Genomic DNA, 17735 nt, shown 5'->3' with positions numbered 1-17735 from the left:
TTAATATTAAACATCCAACCCAAAAGTCTGTCGTAAAACTTCAATATTCGGATTTTTTTCTTTCAGTTTTTCGTATTTCTCTAATGGAGTAAAGGCGTATTTTTTTGCAATTTCTTCGTTGACCGTAATATCTAAAGTAAGATCGTAATTTAATAATTTCTTCTTTAGAAAAGCCATTAAAGGAAATTCAGCACGTTCTAATTCAATTTTATTGGTAGTGTTAGAGTAGGTGAGGCAGATGGTCGTCCCTTTTAATTTTGGCATATCCATTTGTAGAATAGAAGCCATAATTTTTTCACCCTTTTTATCCATTTGGTCTGTGTAGGCTTTCCAAGCTTCAGTTAAAGCCTCTTGCGTTACAGGTTCTTTTGGTAAATCGTCTTCATCAATAACCACTTCCATTTGTCGCAATTGATGTTCTTTCTTTTCGCGAATACTTTTTAAAGACAAGCCAGAGGTGGTTAATTTTGGTTTATTGATAGATATTTTAGGAATAACAACAACAGGCTCAGCAACTTCCGAAACAGTTTCTTTAGGCGTTTCTTTTAGTTCGGGTTTAGCAGTCGTTTGAGGTGTGTTAACTTCAACTTTTGGTTTAGTAACAGGAATTGGTGTAATGCCACGCGCTTTAAAATAAGAAGGCGGAATTATGAAGTACCTACCATTTTTTTTTTCTCCATCAAAAGTGATAGAGGCAAGTTGCATAAGTGTTAACTCAACTAATAAACGTTGATTTTTGCTGGTTTTGTATTTAAGATCACAGTCGTTAGCCATCCGAATGCCTTCCATTAAAAAGGTATGCGATGTTTTCTGAGATTGTTCCATATATTTCTGGCTGGTATCTTCACCGACTTCTAATAACGGAATGGTTGATGGATTTTTACACACCATTAAATCTCTAAAATGTGAAGCTAAACCTGCAATATAATGATGGCCATCAAAGCCTTTGGATAGAATACTGTTGAATTGCACTAACAATTCTGGAATCTTATTTTCTAATATTAAATCCGTACTTGTAAAATACGTTTCGTAATCAAGCACATTTAAATTCTCGGTAACGGCTTGTCTGGTTAAATTTTTTCCAGAAAAACTGACTACACGATCAAAAATAGATAAGGCATCTCTCATGGCACCATCTGCTTTTTGAGCAATGATATGAAGAGCATCATCTTCGGCTTCAATACCTTGTTCTTTGGCAATATATTTTAGGTAATTTTTAGCATCGGAAACCGTAATACGTTTAAAATCGAATATCTGACAACGTGATAATATCGTCGGAATGATTTTATGTTTTTCTGTCGTCGCTAAAATAAAAATACAGTGTTTTGGTGGCTCTTCTAAAGTCTTCAAAAAGGCATTAAAAGCCGCTTGTGAAAGCATGTGTACCTCATCAATGATATACACTTTATATTTTCCAACTTGTGGTGGAATACGCACTTGGTCTGTTAAACTTCTAATGTCATCAACTGAATTGTTAGATGCTGCATCGAGTTCAAAAATATTAAAGGCAAAATCTTCGTCTTCTTTAGTGTTGCCATCACTATTAATCATTTTTGCCAGGATACGTGCACAAGTCGTTTTACCAACTCCACGAGGTCCTGTAAATAATAAGGCTTGTGCTAAATGATTGTTTTCAATAGCATTCAGTAAGGTATTTGTAATAGCCTGCTGACCCACAACATCCTTAAAGGTCTGTGGTCTGTATTTACGAGCTGATACTACAAAGTGTTCCAAGGTTGTGCTGAACTATTTTAGGCATCTTACGATGCTGAGGTTTTGATTTTTAACTGAAATACAAATTTAAAAAAAGAAGCGCAATTTAGAGTTTAAATTGCGCTTAGTTTATTTGAGTTATTAACAGTATCGCTGTAAAATATCATAAACAATTTTTTTTGAAAAGCACGTAAGCTGCGAATTTTGGTTAATCTTCACTATCAGACTTAATTTGATAAAGCACTTTATTGAGTCACCTTGAGAATTGAAACATTTATTTTAAGACTTTAGAAAGTCTCCGAGTTTTTTAGGGTTTTCTTTGTTGTTCCAAAACAATAAAAGTTCTACAGTTTTTATGTCGTCATGAACATCGAAAAATAAAGTAGTCTGTTTTGAAATAACAAAAAATCTCATATTAGTGGTTTGAGATATTTTCCCTTTAATAATGCCAGATTCTATTTTTTGAACAAAATCATCCACTAAATCTATAAAATTATTTACTTCAGAAATAGACCATTTTTCACTAATAAACTCTAAAGTTTTAGCAAAGGTTAATTCTGCCATTGGAGTCTAAATAACAGTCATAAGACTTAACTAGGCATATTATATTTTTCTCTAAAATCGGCCATAACTTGGCTATGCGTTCTAGTGTTTCCTTTTTTGGCTTGCGTTCGACTATCCATTAAAAGTTCCTGAATTTCAATTGGAAGTTCATTAAAGAAATTATCGTCTTTGTTTGTGCTATAGCTTTTATGTAAGGCATTAACCATTCGTAAAAAACGTTCATCAGAAGAATTTATAATTTCTAATACTTTGTGTTTCAAATCTACTGCTCCCATAATGATAAGGTTATTTCTCAAAGATAATAATTTATGTCTATTTATGCGTCGTTTTGTTTGTCACCATGATATGAAACAAAAAAAGAACCAGCAAAGCTAGTCCTTTTTCCATTTTTTTGATTGTCTAACTTAGTTACCAACACTACCAGAACCCGTTACCTTAGTATCCTTACTAGTCGGTTTTCCTGAGTAATTGACATCTCCAGAGCCTGTAATTCTTACCACCAGTTTGCCATTGCAAACCACATCAATGTCACCAGAACCCGTAAGTTTGGCCGTAACATCGGTACTTTGTAAATCGTTGCCATCAAAATCGCCTGAACCTGCAATTTTTGTTGTTAAATTTTTGGTGCTTCCTTTTAATTTTATGTCACCAGAACCTGCTATGGCACTGTCTAAAGATTCAGATGAAACGGCTAAGTTAATATCTCCAGACCCAGCCAAAGACACATTAAATTGATCCGCTTTAATGATACCTGAACTTTCAATATCTCCTGATCCTGCTAACGATACGGAACTAATAGATTCATAAGGTACAGTAACGACAATGGCTTGGGTGTATTTTAAACTGACTCCTTTTTTTACTCTTACCACCAGTTTGTTGTCTTTAACTTCTGTAATTATATACTCCATAAGGTTAGCATCTCCTTTAATAGTGATGTTGCCTTCTTTGCCTTCTACAAGTTTAAAATCCATAGGTCCTGCAGCTTTTAAGCCATCATAAGACTCTGTAGATCTCTTAACTGTTGTAATGTCTCCGTTACCTTTAATTTTTTGTCCATTCCATTGTGCACAAGATAATGTGGTGCTTAAAAGAAAAACTAATGCTGTAATTGATTGTAATGTTTTCATGTATCTGATTTTTAATTGATTTTTCTAAACTATAAACTCTTAATTCTTCTTAAAACTAACACTTCCATATTCAGATTTTATGTTGACTAGGTTTCCTGAGTTTTGTGAACCATAGTAACCTTTGTATTTCTTCTCTGTCATTTCAATTTCTTTACTTATGAAATTAAAGTCGTCGGATTCTCGTAAAGATGCAAATTCTAAATCGATATCAAAATTAAAATTGTAATCGACATCATAACCTATGGTAATTCCAGTGAATTCTGATTTAATATCAATATTCTTGGCTTTAGATGCCATTCGGTCAATTTTAATTGAACCAAAATTGGTTTTAATATTTACGTTTTTAAAAACATCACCTAGTCTTAAACTTAAATAATCTCCTTGTCCATCAAGATTGTTAATGTTATCTATTTTTAAAGACCCATAATCACAATTATAGTCTACATTTTCTGCAGCCTCAATAATTGATTTTGTGTAATCTGCTTTTACAATTAAATTTTTTGCTTTAGCAACTGTAAAACCACTATAATCTGCTTTAATCGTGCCACTATTAATATATTCAAAAAAGCAGCTAGAGCTATAATCGAAACGAATATCATTAGCGTCTGCCATCAATTCTTTCGTGGTTATTTTTCCATAATCACAACTGATTTTTGCAACACCTTCAAGTCGGTCGAGATTAATAGAACCATAGTCATTGCTGAGATCTACATGGTTCGTAATTGGCATCTTTATGAGATAGTTAATTTCTAATTGAAGGTTCATTTTTTTTCCCCAATTCCACCAATTACTTTCATTTTTTTCAATTCTCGTAATCGCAGAAACCAAATCGTTTGTCGCAGAAAAATCTACAGCAATGCTATTGAGGCGATCTTGTACTTTTTCGGCATTATTTCCTGTTACTTTTATGGTGATATCAAATTCAATTTTATTTTGATCCCAAGTAACGATATTTAAGTTCCCAAAACTATTATTCACCTTTAATGTAGCATTTGGAGAGACATTGTACGATTTCTTAATGTTCCGTTCTTTAGTTGTTTTAACCAAATCTCGTTCGGTATTTGCGAAGAGCACAAAGGGCATAAGCAAAATTAAAAACGCTATTTTAAATGGTATTTTTAAGTTCATTGGTGTTGTTTTTTAAGTGTTTAATGTCTTCTATTTGTTCTAAAACAGTATTTAAAATATCTATTCTATTTTGAAAGTTGCTAATCATCGCATAAATAACACGCTGATCGTTTCCACTTTCGGTTAAATCTGTTTTTAAAGTTTGATAGTCGGTTTCTAGTATTTTCACTTGTTTTAAAGCATCGGTAATTATTTGTTCTGTGAGAGGTGAACTTTCCTTGTTTAGTTTTTTCAATTCGTTTTCAATTGTCACCGTGAAAAAATCTTGAGTTTCTGATAGTTCTGGCGACACACTGGCTAAATCTAAAACTTCAGGTTGGTTTTGTAGCGTTATAAAAACACTTAAACAAATGACGACAGAGGCAGCAATCGCAAAAACTGGTTTCCAATTAAAACGAGCTATAGTTTTAAGCTCAGTGATGTGGTTAGCATCTAATTTTAATTTGTTTAAAAACCGTTGCTCATGATGTTGATTGGGTGTTTCAATATCAAAGTCATTTTTTAAATTATCAAATAGCTGCTCTAAATTATCTTTTTCCATAGGTTATTAAGATGCTTTTAATACTATTTTCTTCCTTAAACTTTCTTTGGCTCGCGATATAAGTGTTCTGCAATTGGCATAAGAAATATTCATAATGTCGCAGATTTCTTCATAATCGTAACCTTCAATAAGATGTAATGTTAAACTCAAACTATAATTGGGTTTTAAGGTTTTCATTACGTTTAAAATATGTTTCACTTTAGCAGTGTTTTGTTCATCTTCATTGAGCCCAGTTTCATTTTCAACTTTATAAATAATAGGGTCTAAAGGCACTTCGTTTTGTTTCATAGTTTTGTTGTAGTGCGAAATACTATTATTAATCACAATACGTTTTAACCAGGCACCAAATAAACTACTGTCTTCTAAGGCATTCAATTTTGTAAAAGCCGTTAAAAAAGACTCTTGCATAATGTCCTCAGCTTTAAAAGAATCTTTTACAATTCTTATTGCTGTGTTGTACATCGCTTTGTTATATCTGTTATAAATTTCCAACTGTGCACGGTGGTTTCCAGATTTGCAAAGCAATAGTAACTGTTCGATATTTTGATTGGTTGATGTCAAAAAAACAATTGCTTTTACTTAAAGAGATACTCTTTTTCATTTTGTTACAGTTAGACTGAAAAAAAGTTTATCTAAAGTTATTTCCAATCATAAAGGTAATGGCATAACAATTGAAAATAGAGTAGTGTGAATAACTTTGAATATCTTATAAGTAATTGATATTCAATATAAAGTTAATTATTAATACTTTTAAATTAATGTGATTTTGTTGCGTTTAGTGACAGAATGGCTAGAAAACATATATGAAAAAATCAAAATTTTTAAATTTAGACAATCTGTCATTTCAGGATTTCGATGAGAATTCAGAATTAATTCCGTTAATGACTCCTGAAGATGAAGAGTTAATAAACAACGAATCGTTACCAGAATCCTTACCTATTTTGCCCTTACGAAATACCGTATTATTTCCAGGTGTTGTTATTCCGATAACCGCTGGCAGAGATGCATCGATAAAGTTAATTAATGATGCTAACAAAGGCGGAAAAGTGATTGGTGTGGTATCTCAGAAAGATGAAGCTGTAGAAAACCCAAAGGCTAAAGATATTTATAAAACAGGAACCGTTGCGCGCATCTTAAAAGTGCTAAAAATGCCAGATGGCAATACAACCGTTATTATTCAAGGTAAAAAGCGTTTTGCTATTAATGAGGTAGTTTCTGAAAAGCCCTATTTAACCGCTACGATTTCTGATATTCCTGAAGCAAAGCCTGCACCAGATAATGAGGAATTTAAAGCGATTATTGATTCTATCAAGGATTTATCTTTAGATATTATAAAAGAAAGTCCAAACATTCCTTCTGAAGCGTCTTTTGCAATTAAGAATATTGAAAGTAATTCGTTTTTAGTCAATTTTGTCTCGTCCAACATGAATCTTAAAGTAGAGGAGAAGCAAAAGTTATTAATGATCAATGATCTTAAAGAACGTGCGCTCGAAACGTTGAAGTTTATGAATATGGAATATCAAAAGCTAGAGCTTAAAAATGATATTCAGAATAAGGTTCAAAGTGATATGAACCAACAACAACGTGAGTATTTCTTGCACCAACAGATGAAAACTATTCAAGAAGAATTGGGTGGTGGAGTGTCGTCTGGTGAAGAGATTGAAGACATGAAAACCCGAGCTAAGAATAAGAAATGGGATAAAAAAGTAAAAGCACATTTTGATAAGGAACTTGCAAAAATGCAACGTATGAATCCTCAAGTCGCTGAGTATTCTATTCAACGTAACTATTTAGACTTGTTTTTAGATTTACCTTGGAATGAATTTAGCAAGGATAAATTCGATTTAAAACGTGCTGTGAAAATCTTAGATCGTGACCATTTTGGATTAGAAGATGTTAAAAAACGCATCATAGAATATTTAGCAGTATTGAAATTACGTAATGACATGAAGTCGCCAATACTTTGTCTGTACGGACCTCCAGGTGTTGGTAAAACATCTTTAGGAAAATCTATTGCAGAAGCTTTAGGTAGAGAATATGTGCGTATTTCACTTGGTGGATTGCGTGATGAAGCTGAAATAAGAGGACATAGAAAAACCTATATTGGTGCCATGCCAGGACGAATTATTCAAAGTTTGAAGAAAGCAGGAACCTCTAATCCTGTGTTTGTTTTAGATGAAATTGATAAACTATCTACAGGCAATCAAGGCGATCCGTCTTCTGCGATGTTAGAAGTTTTAGATCCTGAGCAAAACAATGAATTTTACGATAACTTCCTAGAAATGGGTTACGATTTATCTAAAGTGATGTTTATTGCGACGTCTAATAGTATGAATACCATTCAGCCGGCTTTAAGAGACCGAATGGAAATTATAAATGTTACTGGCTATACTATTGAAGAAAAAGTTGAAATCGCCAAACGTCATTTATTACCAAAGCAATTAAAAGAGCATGGTTTAGATGCTTCTGCATTAAAAGTCGGAAAACCACAATTAGAAAAAATAGTTGAAGGTTACACGAGAGAATCTGGTGTCAGAGGATTGGAAAAACAAATTGCAAAAACGGTGCGTTATGCAGCTAAAAATATTGCAATGGAAGAAAAATATAACATCAAAATCTCTAATGAAGATGTTATTGAAATATTAGGAAGCCCAAGATTAGAGCGCGATAAATACGAAAATAATAATGTCGCTGGTGTTGTTACTGGTTTAGCATGGACTAGAGTAGGTGGTGATATTTTATTTATAGAATCTATTTTATCTAAAGGAAAAGGAACACTTTCAATCACAGGGAATTTAGGAAAAGTGATGAAAGAATCTGCAACCATTGCTATGGAATATATTAAAGCCAATGCAGATGAATTTGGACTAAGTTCAGAAATTTTTGAGAAGTACAATGTACATATTCACGTACCAGAAGGTGCTACACCAAAAGATGGTCCTAGTGCAGGTGTTACGATGTTAACCTCTTTAGTATCTTTGTTTACGCAACGTAAAGTTAAAAAGAGTTTAGCCATGACAGGTGAAATCACTTTAAGAGGTAAGGTATTACCAGTTGGTGGTATAAAAGAGAAAATTTTGGCTGCGAAGCGCGCGCGTATAAAAGAGATTTTACTCTGTGAAGAGAATAGAAGAGATATTGATGAAATTAAAGCAGAGTACCTCAAAGGCTTAACGTTTCATTATGTTACTGATATGAGCGATGTGCTGAAACTTGCATTAACAAATCAAAAAGTTAAAAATGCTAAGAAATTATAAATTAATTATAGCCATTGTCGCCCTCGGATTTTCTAGTTTATGTGTTTTTGCACAAGACCAAGTTGAGTATAAGGACGTTTTTTTAGATGGTAAACCTGCAAAGCTGAATGTTACTACTGGTGAAATAACCTTAGTAAAACCTGAGGTTAAAAAACCAACACAACCTGCGGTGAGAGTTACAAACGAGCCATCATCAAATGCTTATATCGTTAATTCTAGCGATTTTCATGTGGTAAAAGAGAATGAGTCTTTGCTAGACGTCTCCAAAAAGTACGGAGTTTCATTAGCGCAATTAAAGCAGGCTAACAAATTAGAGTCGACTTTAGTTAATGAAGGACAAACACTTCGTATTAGTAATTTTGACGCTGTTGAAGCCAATACAGTGTCTCAAAATACAACAGCAGATGACTACTCTAATAACGAAGGATTGGATTACCACATTGTTTCTTCTGGTGAAACCTTATTTAGTTTGGCAAAACAATATGGTATTACAGTAAGCCAATTGAAACGGTTAAATAATTTAAATTCTAATGTTATTAGGCCAAATCAAGAGCTTCGTGTACGTGAAGATGCCAGTTCTGAAGTGTCTAGCAGTTCATCATCATTCTGGGTGGTGCAACGTGGAGATAATCTGTACCGTATTGCCTTAAATAATGGTACAACGGTAGAAGCACTAAAACGTTTAAACGGCTTAAAAAGCAATACCATAAAAATTGGTCAGAGATTAAAGTTGCGATAAAAACTAGTGCACCTAAAAAATAAAAAAATCATATCATCGTTTTAAGATAGATTTGGTTATTTTGCAAAATCTATGATTAAGAGGATTTCCACCTTATGTTTAATGCTTTTGGCATTGCCTATGTTTGCACAGTTGGGTGGAGAATCGACGTATCAATTTTTGAATTTAGTATCCTCGCCAAGGCAAGCAGCTTTGGGTGGCAAAATAATAACTAACTTCGATCATGATGTAACGGAAGCACTTTACAATCCAGCATCTTTAAATGGCGAAATGAGTAATCAGTTGGCTGTAAATTATTCCAATTTTTTGGGAGGTATTAGCTACGGAACAGCTGCTTACGCTTACACTTGGGATCGGCATGTACAAACCTTTCACTTTGGTGTCACCTACATTAATTATGGTTCTTTTGATGGTTACGATCTTAATGGTGTTTCCACCGGAACATTTAGCGGAAACGAGACAGCGATTTCAGCAGGTTATAACTATAATATTCCTTATACAGATTTCTACGTTGGTGCCAATCTAAAGATTATTACATCGCTTTTAGAACAGTACAACTCAGTTGGTGGTGCTTTCGATTTTGGCGCCATGTACATTAATGAGAAGCTCGATTTTCATGCCGCTTTAACGATTAGAAATTTAGGGACACAATTTACAACCTACGCTGGGCAACGCGAACCTTTACCATTTGAGATTAATTTTGGGATGTCGCAAACGCTCGAAAATATGCCACTTCGTTGGCATTTAACGTTACAGAATTTACAACAATGGCCAATTGGTGTTTCTAATCCTGCAAGAGTAACGACGGATTTAGATGGTAACCAAACTGAAGAAAAAGTAAGTTTTTTTAATCAAGCACTAAGACATGTTATTTTAGGAGGCGAATTGTTTCCAGAAGGTGCATTCAACTTGCGTTTTGGTTATAATTTTAGACGTGCCGAGGAATTGCGAATTGAAGACCAAAGAAATTTTTCAGGAATTTCATTTGGTGTGGGTCTCAAACTAAACAAGATGCGTTTTAGTTATACACATGCAAGGTACACAGGTGCATCAAATACTAGCTTTTTCGGACTTCAAATTGATTTAGATAATAGAAGACGATAGCTTAAATAAATAGAATGAAAAAAATCATCATCGCTATAGATGGATTCTCATCCACAGGTAAAAGTACAGTAGCCAAGCAATTGGCTAAAAAACTCAACTATATTTATGTAGATACAGGAGCTATGTATCGAGCTGTGACGTATTTTGCGTTAGAAAATGGCTTTATAGATGAAGCCGCCTTTAAGGAAGAAGAACTCACAAAGCGCTTGGATGATATTTCAATTACATTCAAATTTAATGACGCTTTAGGTTTTGCTGAGGTATATTTAAACGGTAAAAATATTGAGGCTGATATTAGAACACTTAGGGTTTCAAAATATGTGAGTCCTGTAGCAACTCTGTCGGCCGTGAGACGAAAGCTTGTAGAGCAACAACAACTCATGGGAAAAGATAAAGGTATTGTTATGGATGGGAGAGATATCGCAACCGTTGTTTTTCCTGAAGCTGAATTAAAAGTCTTTATGACGGCTTCAGCAGAGACCAGAGCGAAACGACGTTACAAGGAATTAATAGATAGAGGTCATAATTTAAGTTACGATGATGTCCTCGAAAATGTAACTACTCGCGATCGTATCGATTCTACAAGAGAAGATTCTCCTCTAATAAAAGCAGACGACGCTATAGAGATTGATAATTCTGATTTAACGATTGAAGCACAGTTAGAGCGTTTGACTGAATTGGCTGAGCAGCTTATTTCAGCATAAAAAGAAAATCTAGATAATAAGATTAACCATCATCTTTTTTCTTTTTCTTCTTCTTACGTCTTTTTTTCTTCTCTTTTACGACTTCTTTTTCTTTGAAATCACCTTTAATTAATTCCTTAATTTTAGACATGTCACTTTCAGAAATGAGTTCTTCCAGTTCTTTAAAATGTGTATTTTCAAGATTTTCAATGGCTTTTTTACGATCTAGGCTATGTTCAAAAGGTGTTTTAAAAATAGCCAATTTAGCATCAAAAAAGCTGGTGATATTTTGTTTTACTATATGTTTCTGAAATTCATCACCTTCAAGGGTAAGTATGAAGTTATCTATATATTCTTCCTTGCGCTCCTCCATGTCGCGCTTACGCTTTTCAATTTCTTGTTCTGTCGGTTCGGTATTGGTTTGTGGCATTCTATTCATTTGCCCACGTCCACCGCGTTGCATTTGTCCATAGGTATTGATGCCTAAGAATAAAGTAAAAATAATTAAAACTATTTTTTTCATCTTTAATAATATTATAGAATTTCTAAAATTAACTCTGGTGGCCTGCCAATCGCAGCTTTATTTTTATTGGTAACAATTGGTCGCTCTATTAACTTAGCATGCGCAATCATCGCATCTATAAGTGCGTTATCTGAAAGCGTTTTGCCTTTATAATCCGTTTTCCAAATGGCTTCATTTTTTCGGATTAAAGCTAAGGGTTTTATGCCTAATTTAAAAATTATTGCTTCTAATTCTTTAGAAGTCAATGGGCTGTCTAAGTATTTGACGACTTCAAATGGTTTTCCTGATGCTTCTAGTAATGCCAAACCTTGTCTCGATTTTGCGCATCTTGGATTGTGGTATATTTTAATCATAATAATTAATTTCTCTTTTTATTTCATAGACCAAAGTATGCGATTGATCAAAATAGCGCTGACTCTGAAAATTGCCATAGCTATCTATCCCTAAGTTTTCGATATGAGTTGTGTCTTTTGTTTTTGTCGTAAGGTCTAATACGTCTATCCAATCGAGTAAGCCATCAGTATAATTATAAGACAATTGCATATTTACCCATTCTTCACCATTCTCTTTCATTATTGTATTTATTCTATCGACAAGTACATTAGCTTCAAATTTAAATACGCTATAAGACCTAATGTCCTTACTAATATTAACGTCTAAACTATATACATTAGGTTGCAATACTTTAAAAGTTCCTGTGGAAGTGATTGCTCTATTTTTTGTGTCTCTTACTGTAAAGGTGCGTTCACCATGCTTGTTTTCAAAGTGGTGAATGCTATTGTTAATTAAAGAATCTTGTTCGTTAAGGAATTCACTATATTCATCAATTGTAGTTAATAATCCATTTCTATCAAAGTGATATACCTTTTTTACATCTGGAGTATTAGGCACGCTCACAATTTCTACAACGGTTTTTACAGCGCCATTTAAATCATTTAATACTAAATCTGTTGGAAGTGTACTCTGACCCAAACAAAATTTAGACATTATAAAAAGCGAAATAAAGCAGACTGTTTTCATTAAATAGTTTTTTAACAAGTGCAGAGCAATTATAATGCCGAATCTTCTTTTTGTCCCATCATCATTAAATACGCTTTTAAAAATGGCTCTAAATCTCCATTCAATACAGCATCTACATTGCCTGTTTCGTGAGCAGAACGTACGTCTTTTATCAATTTATAAGGATGTAAGACGTAATTTCTAATTTGGCTTCCCCATTCAATTTTCATTTTTCCAGCTTCAATATCTTCTCGCTGTGCCATTTGCTTTTGCAATTCAATTTCATACAATTGCGATTTTAACATCTGCATGGCTCGTGCGCGGTTATCTTGTTGCGAACGTGTTTCAGAACATTGAATTTGAATGCCAGAAGGTTTATGAAATAACTGAACCTTAGTTTCTACTTTATTGACGTTTTGTCCACCAGCTCCACTAGAACGTGCCGTTGTAATTTCAATATCTGCAGGATTAATATCAATTTCAATAGTATCGTCAACTAGCGGATAGACATAAACCGAGGCAAAACTCGTGTGACGTTTCGCATTACTGTCAAAAGGCGAAATACGTACCAAACGGTGTACTCCATTTTCACCTTTTAACCAACCAAATGCAAAGTCGCCTTCAATTTCTATGGTTACGGTTTTAATGCCAGCAACATCACCCTCTTGCATGTTGAGTTCTCGTACCTTGTAACCGCTTTTTTCAGCATACATTAAATACATTCGCATCAGCATATTTGCCCAATCACACGATTCTGTACCACCTGCACCAGCTGTAATTTGTAGGACTGCACTAAGACTATCACCTTCCTCAGAAAGCATATTTTTAAACTCTAGCTTTTCAATAGCATTCACGGTTTTTTCAAAACGAGCTTCCACATTTTCTATGGGCACTTCGTCTTCCTTGTAAAATTCGTAAATAACTTCTAAATCTTCAAAAAGTGTAGCGGCTTCGTTATAATCATTCACCCAACTTTTTTTCTCTCTTATGGATCTCATCACCAATTCGGCAGCTTTTGAGTCATTCCAAAAAGAAGGATCAAACGTTTGCTCTTCCTCGTTAGAGATTTCTATGAGCTTGGCATCTAAGTCAAAGATATTGTCTAAGTGCGTCTAGACGGGAATTAAGATCTTTTATTTGATCTGATGTTATCATTTGATTCTAAATTTAATTCATTAGTAATTAGTGACAAAAGCATTGCAATGTCACCTTGAGTGCAGTCGAAAGGTCTTCTTAACTTAATTATCAATAGGTTTTCGACTCCGCTCCACCAGACAACACACCTCATAATTATGATTTGTGTTGTATAGTTTCTGCAAATATAAGATGCGTTATTAAAGTGCCATAATTTTGAATCGGTTTTTTAGAAATTCCGTAGCTTTAGCATTCAATTTAAGTGGTATGAAAAAAATAGTGGTTCTCTTTTGTGTTTTCTTTGTTAGTATGCAACTCCAAGCACAAATATTAGATAAGAAAAATCTTAAAACGTATGAAGGGTATTTCGACTTTTATTATGAAGAAAGTACCGATAAAATTTATCTTAAGGTTGAAAAATTAAATGATGAGTTTCTATATATCAATTCTTTAGCATCAGGAGTAGGAAGCAACGATATTGGCTTAGATAGAGGGCAGTTAGGAAACGAGCGCTTAGTCTATTTTAAAAAGGCTGGAAATAAATTATTACTCATTCAGCCCAACTTAAAATATAGAGCCAATACAGATAATGCTTTAGAAAAGAAAAGTATAGAACAAGCCTTTGCACAATCGGTTTTATTTGGGTTTAAAATTTTATCTAAAAAAGACGCACCATTTATCATTGATTTCACTCCTTTTTTAATGGAAGATACACATGGCGTCGCAAATCGTTTAAAAGCACGAAAAGAAGGAACTTATAAAATTGATGCCACGAAAAGTGCTTTAGCCTTAGAACGAACCAAAGCGTTTCCCGAAAATGTAGAGTTTGAAGCCTTATTGACGTTTAAAGGGCAACCGACTGGTCGCAATCTTAGGAGTGTTGCACCAACAGCTTCATTAATAAGTCTGGTTCAGCATCATTCATTTATAAAATTACCAGATGATAATTATCAACCAAGAGCTTTTGATACACGTAGTGGAGCATTGTCTATTTCGTATTTAGATTATACCACTCCGATTCAAGAAGATATTAAAAAGCGCTTCATAACACGTCATCGCTTAGAAAAGAAGAATCCTAAAGCCGAAATCAGTAAAGCCAAAGAACCCATTATCTACTATTTAGATCCTGGTACTCCTGAACCAGTACGTTCTGCATTGTTAGAAGGTGCACGTTGGTGGAATGAAGCTTATGAAGCGATTGGTTTTAAAGATGCCTTTCAGGTAAAAATGTTGCCGAAAGATGCAGATCCTATGGATTGCAGATACAATGTGATTCAATGGGTGCACAGAAGCACAAGAGGTTGGAGTTATGGTGCAAGTGTGGTTGATCCTAGAACAGGTGAAATTATAAAAGGGCATGTCAGTTTAGGAAGCTTACGTATTCGTCAAGATTTTATGATTGCTCAAGCTTTAATGAACCAACCTTTTGCCGAACGCGATGATAATTATCAGCCGATGTTAGATATGGCTTTGGCGAGAATCAGACAATTAAGTGCACATGAGGTTGGCCATACCATTGGCTTTGCTCATAATTTTGCAGCGAGTACCAACAACAGAGCTTCAGTTATGGATTATCCACATCCTCAGATTTCCCTTAAAGACGGAACCATAGATTTTAGTAAGGCTTATGCCACAGGAATAGGTGATTGGGATAAAATCACGGTAGCTTATAGTTATTCAGAATTCGATAAAAGTACAAACGAGAAAGATGCTTTAAACAAAATTTTGAAAAAAGCGCAAGATGATGGTTTACGTTTTATAACGGACTCTGATGCCAGAGCAGCTGGTGGAGCACACGGATTAGCGCATTTATGGGATAATGGTAAATCGCCTGCGGAAGAATTGAATACGGTTTTGCAATTGCGTAAACAAGCTATTTCTAATTTTTCGGTAGATAATATCAAGAGTTTTGAACCTTATTCAGTTTTAGAAGATGTGTTTGTGCCTTTGTATTTTTATCATCGTTTTCAGGTGGAAGCGGCAACAAAGGTTATTGGTGGTTTAGATTATAATTATGCTGTAAAAGGCGATGGGCAATTCACAACAAAGCCAGTCGATGTGGCTATACAGGAGCAAACACTAGATGCTATTCTTAAAACATTAGATGCTGAAATTTTAGCCATTCCGAAAGAAAAATTAGGCTTGTTTCCACCAAGAGCAAATGGTTATTATCGCACCCGAGAATCGTTTAAAGGAAAAACAGGAGTGGCTTTTGATCCGTTTAGTGCTGCAAATACGGCTAGTGATATGACTTTGAAATATTTATTACATCCACAACGTGCTAATCGTCTGATACTGCAAAAGAGTTTGGATGACAATCAATTGAGTTTAGAAGAAGTGATAACAAACCTTGTCAATGCATCTTTCGAAAAAAAGATTGAGGATGCTTATGTAATGGAAATTCAACATCAAGTGAATGCAAATGTGCTGAAATACTTGATGAATTTGGCTGTGAATGATGAAAGTTATTTTCAGACCAAAGCCATTGCTAATAAAGCATTGAGAGAGATTAGTAAGAAGAATTTAGGTTTTGATGCTGTTCAATACCAATATAATTTAATGATAAAAGAATTTTACGAACATCCAGAAAAATTTAAAATAGAACAGTCACCAAAAATACCAGATGGCTCGCCAATAGGAAGTGGTGTATGTAGTTACAATTCGAATTAAATAAAAATTGAGACACAGAATTTTATCATCCGTGAAAATCTGTGAAAACCGTGTCAAAATAAATGATACTGAACGATTAAATTAAATTTAGCATAAAATGATAATAGACCTAAGAAGCGACACCGTCACAAAACCAACAAAAGGCATGCTCGATGCTATGCTCAATGCAGAAGTTGGTGACGACGTGTATAAAGAAGATCCATCAATTAATGCTCTTGAAAAGCGTTTAGCTGATATGTTTGGAATGGATGAAGCCTTGTTTTTTCCAACAGGTAGTATGGCAAATCAAGCCGCTTTAAAATTACACACCAATCCTGGTGAGCAAGTGATATGCGATAAATATGCACATATTTATAATTACGAAGGAGGTGGAGCTTCCTTTAATAGTGGTATCTCTTGTAAATTGGTTGATGGTCATCGTGGCATGTACACAGCGCAACAAGCTGAGGCTGCTATAAATCCACCAGACTTTTATCACAGTCCGCTAACATCATTGATTGAAATTGAAAATACCACAAATAAAGGTGGTGGAGCCTGTTGGGATTTTGAAGAATTACAAAAAATAAGAAACGTTGCCGACCAACATCATCTAGGGTATCATTTAGATGGAGCACGACTTTGGAATGCTCTTATCGCTAAAAATGAAAGTCCAAAACAATACGGAGAATTATTTGATACCATTTCGGTGTGTTTAAGCAAAGGACTGGGTTGTCCGATGGGTTCCGTGCTCATAGGAAACAAAGATTTAATGAAAGGCGTCCTCAGAGTTCGTAAAATTCTTGGTGGTGGTATGCGACAAGTCGGTTTTGCAGCAGCAGCCGGACTTTATGCTTTAGACTATCATTTTGATAGACTCAAAGAAGATCATAAAAAAGCAAAAGAAATAGGCGAGGTGCTTTCTAAATTATCGGCCATCAAAAAAGTAGAAACGATTGAAACCAATATTGTGATTTTTGAGCTGAATACTGATGTGGATGAAACGCAATTCCTAAATAAACTCAATGAAAAAGGAATTAAGATTATAGGAATGGGAAGTAATAAGTTGCGTATGGTAACGCATTTGGATTATACGGATCTAATGCATGATAAGTTATTAGGGATTTTGGCGATTTTATAAATTAAATTTCACCTTAAAAAGATGGATTTAGCCGTATGATTATAAGTATAGATTTTCCCCTTTTGGGAATTAAAAGGGCTTTTAAAATCCAGGAATATTGGGCATACCTTCTTTAGCTACAGCAGCAATTTCAGTTTCATTAACGTTGGTCGCTTTTTCAATGGCTTTATTTAATGTTAAGATTAAGTAATCCTCTAACATCTCTTTATCTTGTAATAACGCGTCGTCAATGCTAATCGACTTAATGGTTCTATTAGCTGTAATGGTTACTTTTAACTTATCATCTGTACTGGCTTCATCAATTAAAACGCTATGCAAACGTTGTTTTGTTTCTTCAACTTTTTTTTGAGCTTCTTTCAATTTGCCCATCATTCCCATCATATCTCCAAACATAATTGTGTGTTTTAAATTTGTCTGGTGCAAAATTAGTAAATTG

General features: G+C 34.3%; 18 protein-coding genes. 6 read left to right on the top strand and 12 right to left on the bottom strand.

The features are described from left to right. Positions 1-6: 6 nt before the first annotated feature. The 7 genes from AB8B52_RS11955 to AB8B52_RS11925 all read right to left on the bottom strand — a co-directional run bounded on the left by AB8B52_RS11955 (position 7) and on the right by AB8B52_RS11925 (position 5634). Positions 7-1734 carry a DNA polymerase III subunit gamma/tau gene (locus AB8B52_RS11955; protein WP_406028408.1) on the bottom strand — a complete coding sequence of 576 codons (1728 nt, stop codon included), beginning with the start codon at positions 1732-1734 and terminating at the stop codon, positions 7-9. Between the two features lie 258 nt (positions 1735-1992). Continuing rightward, positions 1993-2277 (bottom strand): hypothetical protein, encoded by a 285-nt coding sequence (locus AB8B52_RS11950; protein ID WP_406028406.1) that lies wholly within the window; start codon positions 2275-2277, stop codon positions 1993-1995. A 26-nt stretch (positions 2278-2303) separates the two neighbouring features. Further along, positions 2304-2573: a hypothetical protein gene (locus AB8B52_RS11945; protein WP_406028404.1), complete on the bottom strand. Its 270-nt coding sequence runs from the start codon at positions 2571-2573 to the stop codon at positions 2304-2306. A 108-nt stretch (positions 2574-2681) separates the two neighbouring features. Continuing rightward, entirely contained in the window at positions 2682-3404 is a 723-nt protein-coding gene (locus AB8B52_RS11940; protein ID WP_406028402.1) for a head GIN domain-containing protein, read from the bottom strand. Between the two features lie 39 nt (positions 3405-3443). Further along, complete coding sequence (locus tag AB8B52_RS11935; protein ID WP_406028400.1) at positions 3444-4532, bottom strand: hypothetical protein; 1089 nt, start codon at positions 4530-4532, stop codon at positions 3444-3446. Next, entirely contained in the window at positions 4510-5073 is a 564-nt protein-coding gene (locus tag AB8B52_RS11930) for a hypothetical protein (RefSeq protein WP_406028398.1), read from the bottom strand. Before AB8B52_RS11930 ends, AB8B52_RS11935 begins: the two co-directional genes overlap by 23 nt. A gap of 6 nt (positions 5074-5079) precedes the next feature. After that, positions 5080-5634 carry an RNA polymerase sigma factor gene (locus AB8B52_RS11925; RefSeq protein ID WP_406028396.1) on the bottom strand — a complete coding sequence of 185 codons (555 nt, stop codon included), beginning with the start codon at positions 5632-5634 and terminating at the stop codon, positions 5080-5082. A 242-nt stretch (positions 5635-5876) separates the two neighbouring features. Between AB8B52_RS11925 and lon the strand changes: the two genes are divergently transcribed. The 4 genes from lon to cmk all read left to right on the top strand — a co-directional run bounded on the left by lon (position 5877) and on the right by cmk (position 10877). Beyond that, a complete protein-coding gene (gene lon, locus AB8B52_RS11920) occupies positions 5877-8330 on the top strand; it encodes an endopeptidase La (RefSeq protein ID WP_406028394.1) in 2454 nt (817 codons plus the stop codon). Continuing rightward, positions 8314-9069: a LysM peptidoglycan-binding domain-containing protein gene (locus AB8B52_RS11915; RefSeq protein ID WP_406028392.1), complete on the top strand. Its 756-nt coding sequence runs from the start codon at positions 8314-8316 to the stop codon at positions 9067-9069. Before lon ends, AB8B52_RS11915 begins: the two co-directional genes overlap by 17 nt. Positions 9070-9141: 72 nt before the next feature. Continuing rightward, positions 9142-10173: a type IX secretion system protein PorQ gene (porQ, locus tag AB8B52_RS11910; RefSeq protein WP_406028390.1), complete on the top strand. Its 1032-nt coding sequence runs from the start codon at positions 9142-9144 to the stop codon at positions 10171-10173. A gap of 14 nt (positions 10174-10187) precedes the next feature. Beyond that, positions 10188-10877, top strand: coding sequence for a (d)CMP kinase (gene cmk / locus AB8B52_RS11905; RefSeq protein WP_406028388.1), 690 nt, complete (start codon positions 10188-10190; stop codon positions 10875-10877). 22 nt (positions 10878-10899) lie between these two features. Here cmk and AB8B52_RS11900 read toward each other — a convergent pair whose 3' ends face one another. The 4 genes from AB8B52_RS11900 to prfB all read right to left on the bottom strand — a co-directional run bounded on the left by AB8B52_RS11900 (position 10900) and on the right by prfB (position 13533). After that, entirely contained in the window at positions 10900-11379 is a 480-nt protein-coding gene (locus AB8B52_RS11900) for a hypothetical protein (RefSeq protein ID WP_406028386.1), read from the bottom strand. Between the two features lie 11 nt (positions 11380-11390). Next, positions 11391-11732 (bottom strand): arsenate reductase (glutaredoxin), encoded by a 342-nt coding sequence (arsC, locus tag AB8B52_RS11895; RefSeq protein ID WP_406028384.1) that lies wholly within the window; start codon positions 11730-11732, stop codon positions 11391-11393. Further along, complete coding sequence (locus AB8B52_RS11890; RefSeq protein ID WP_406028382.1) at positions 11725-12399, bottom strand: hypothetical protein; 675 nt, start codon at positions 12397-12399, stop codon at positions 11725-11727. Before AB8B52_RS11890 ends, arsC begins: the two co-directional genes overlap by 8 nt. Positions 12400-12428: 29 nt before the next feature. Continuing rightward, positions 12429-13533 (bottom strand): peptide chain release factor 2 gene (gene prfB / locus AB8B52_RS11885; RefSeq protein ID WP_406028380.1). Its coding sequence is split into 2 segments (ribosomal slippage): positions 12429-13469 and positions 13471-13533, totalling 1104 coding nucleotides; the frame shifts between segments, so codons are not numbered across the junction. Positions 13534-13779: 246 nt separating this feature from the next. Between prfB and AB8B52_RS11880 the strand changes: the two genes are divergently transcribed. Together AB8B52_RS11880 and AB8B52_RS11875 are read left to right on the top strand one after the other, a co-directional pair. Further along, on the top strand, positions 13780-16182 hold the full coding sequence (locus AB8B52_RS11880) for a zinc-dependent metalloprotease (RefSeq protein WP_406028378.1): 2403 nt from the start codon (positions 13780-13782) through the stop codon (positions 16180-16182). A gap of 97 nt (positions 16183-16279) precedes the next feature. After that, entirely contained in the window at positions 16280-17299 is a 1020-nt protein-coding gene (locus tag AB8B52_RS11875) for a threonine aldolase family protein (RefSeq protein WP_406028376.1), read from the top strand. An 81-nt stretch (positions 17300-17380) separates the two neighbouring features. Here the strand turns inward: AB8B52_RS11875 and AB8B52_RS11870 are convergent, their stop codons facing one another. Continuing rightward, positions 17381-17692 (bottom strand): YbaB/EbfC family nucleoid-associated protein, encoded by a 312-nt coding sequence (locus tag AB8B52_RS11870; protein ID WP_406028374.1) that lies wholly within the window; start codon positions 17690-17692, stop codon positions 17381-17383. Positions 17693-17735 lie beyond the last annotated feature (43 nt).

The sequence above is a fragment of the Winogradskyella sp. genome (genome assembly GCF_045105575.1).
GTDB lineage: Bacteria > Bacteroidota > Bacteroidia > Flavobacteriales > Flavobacteriaceae > Winogradskyella.
The sequence above is the reverse complement of the archived record's forward strand: the minus strand, read 5'-3'. Positions and strand labels throughout refer to the sequence as shown.

Bases quoted from the DNA above. Each gene is read 5' to 3' on its own strand.
- AB8B52_RS11950 (WP_406028406.1), bottom strand. From the start codon at position 2,277: ATGGCAGAATTAACCTTTGCTAAAACTTTAGAGTTTATTAGTGAAAAA.
- AB8B52_RS11940 (WP_406028402.1), bottom strand. From the start codon at position 3,404: ATGAAAACATTACAATCAATTACAGCATTAGTTTTTCTTTTAAGCACC.
- AB8B52_RS11935 (WP_406028400.1), bottom strand. From the start codon at position 4,532: ATGAACTTAAAAATACCATTTAAAATAGCGTTTTTAATTTTGCTTATG.
- AB8B52_RS11930 (WP_406028398.1), bottom strand. From the start codon at position 5,073: ATGGAAAAAGATAATTTAGAGCAGCTATTTGATAATTTAAAAAATGAC.
- lon (WP_406028394.1), top strand. From the start codon at position 5,877: ATGAAAAAATCAAAATTTTTAAATTTAGACAATCTGTCATTTCAGGAT.
- AB8B52_RS11915 (WP_406028392.1), top strand. From the start codon at position 8,314: ATGCTAAGAAATTATAAATTAATTATAGCCATTGTCGCCCTCGGATTT.
- porQ (WP_406028390.1), top strand. From the start codon at position 9,142: ATGATTAAGAGGATTTCCACCTTATGTTTAATGCTTTTGGCATTGCCT.
- cmk (WP_406028388.1), top strand. From the start codon at position 10,188: ATGAAAAAAATCATCATCGCTATAGATGGATTCTCATCCACAGGTAAA.
- AB8B52_RS11900 (WP_406028386.1), bottom strand. From the start codon at position 11,379: ATGAAAAAAATAGTTTTAATTATTTTTACTTTATTCTTAGGCATCAAT.
- arsC (WP_406028384.1), bottom strand. From the start codon at position 11,732: ATGATTAAAATATACCACAATCCAAGATGCGCAAAATCGAGACAAGGT.
- AB8B52_RS11890 (WP_406028382.1), bottom strand. From the start codon at position 12,399: ATGAAAACAGTCTGCTTTATTTCGCTTTTTATAATGTCTAAATTTTGT.
- AB8B52_RS11880 (WP_406028378.1), top strand. From the start codon at position 13,780: ATGAAAAAAATAGTGGTTCTCTTTTGTGTTTTCTTTGTTAGTATGCAA.
- AB8B52_RS11875 (WP_406028376.1), top strand. From the start codon at position 16,280: ATGATAATAGACCTAAGAAGCGACACCGTCACAAAACCAACAAAAGGC.
- AB8B52_RS11870 (WP_406028374.1), bottom strand. From the start codon at position 17,692: ATGTTTGGAGATATGATGGGAATGATGGGCAAATTGAAAGAAGCTCAA.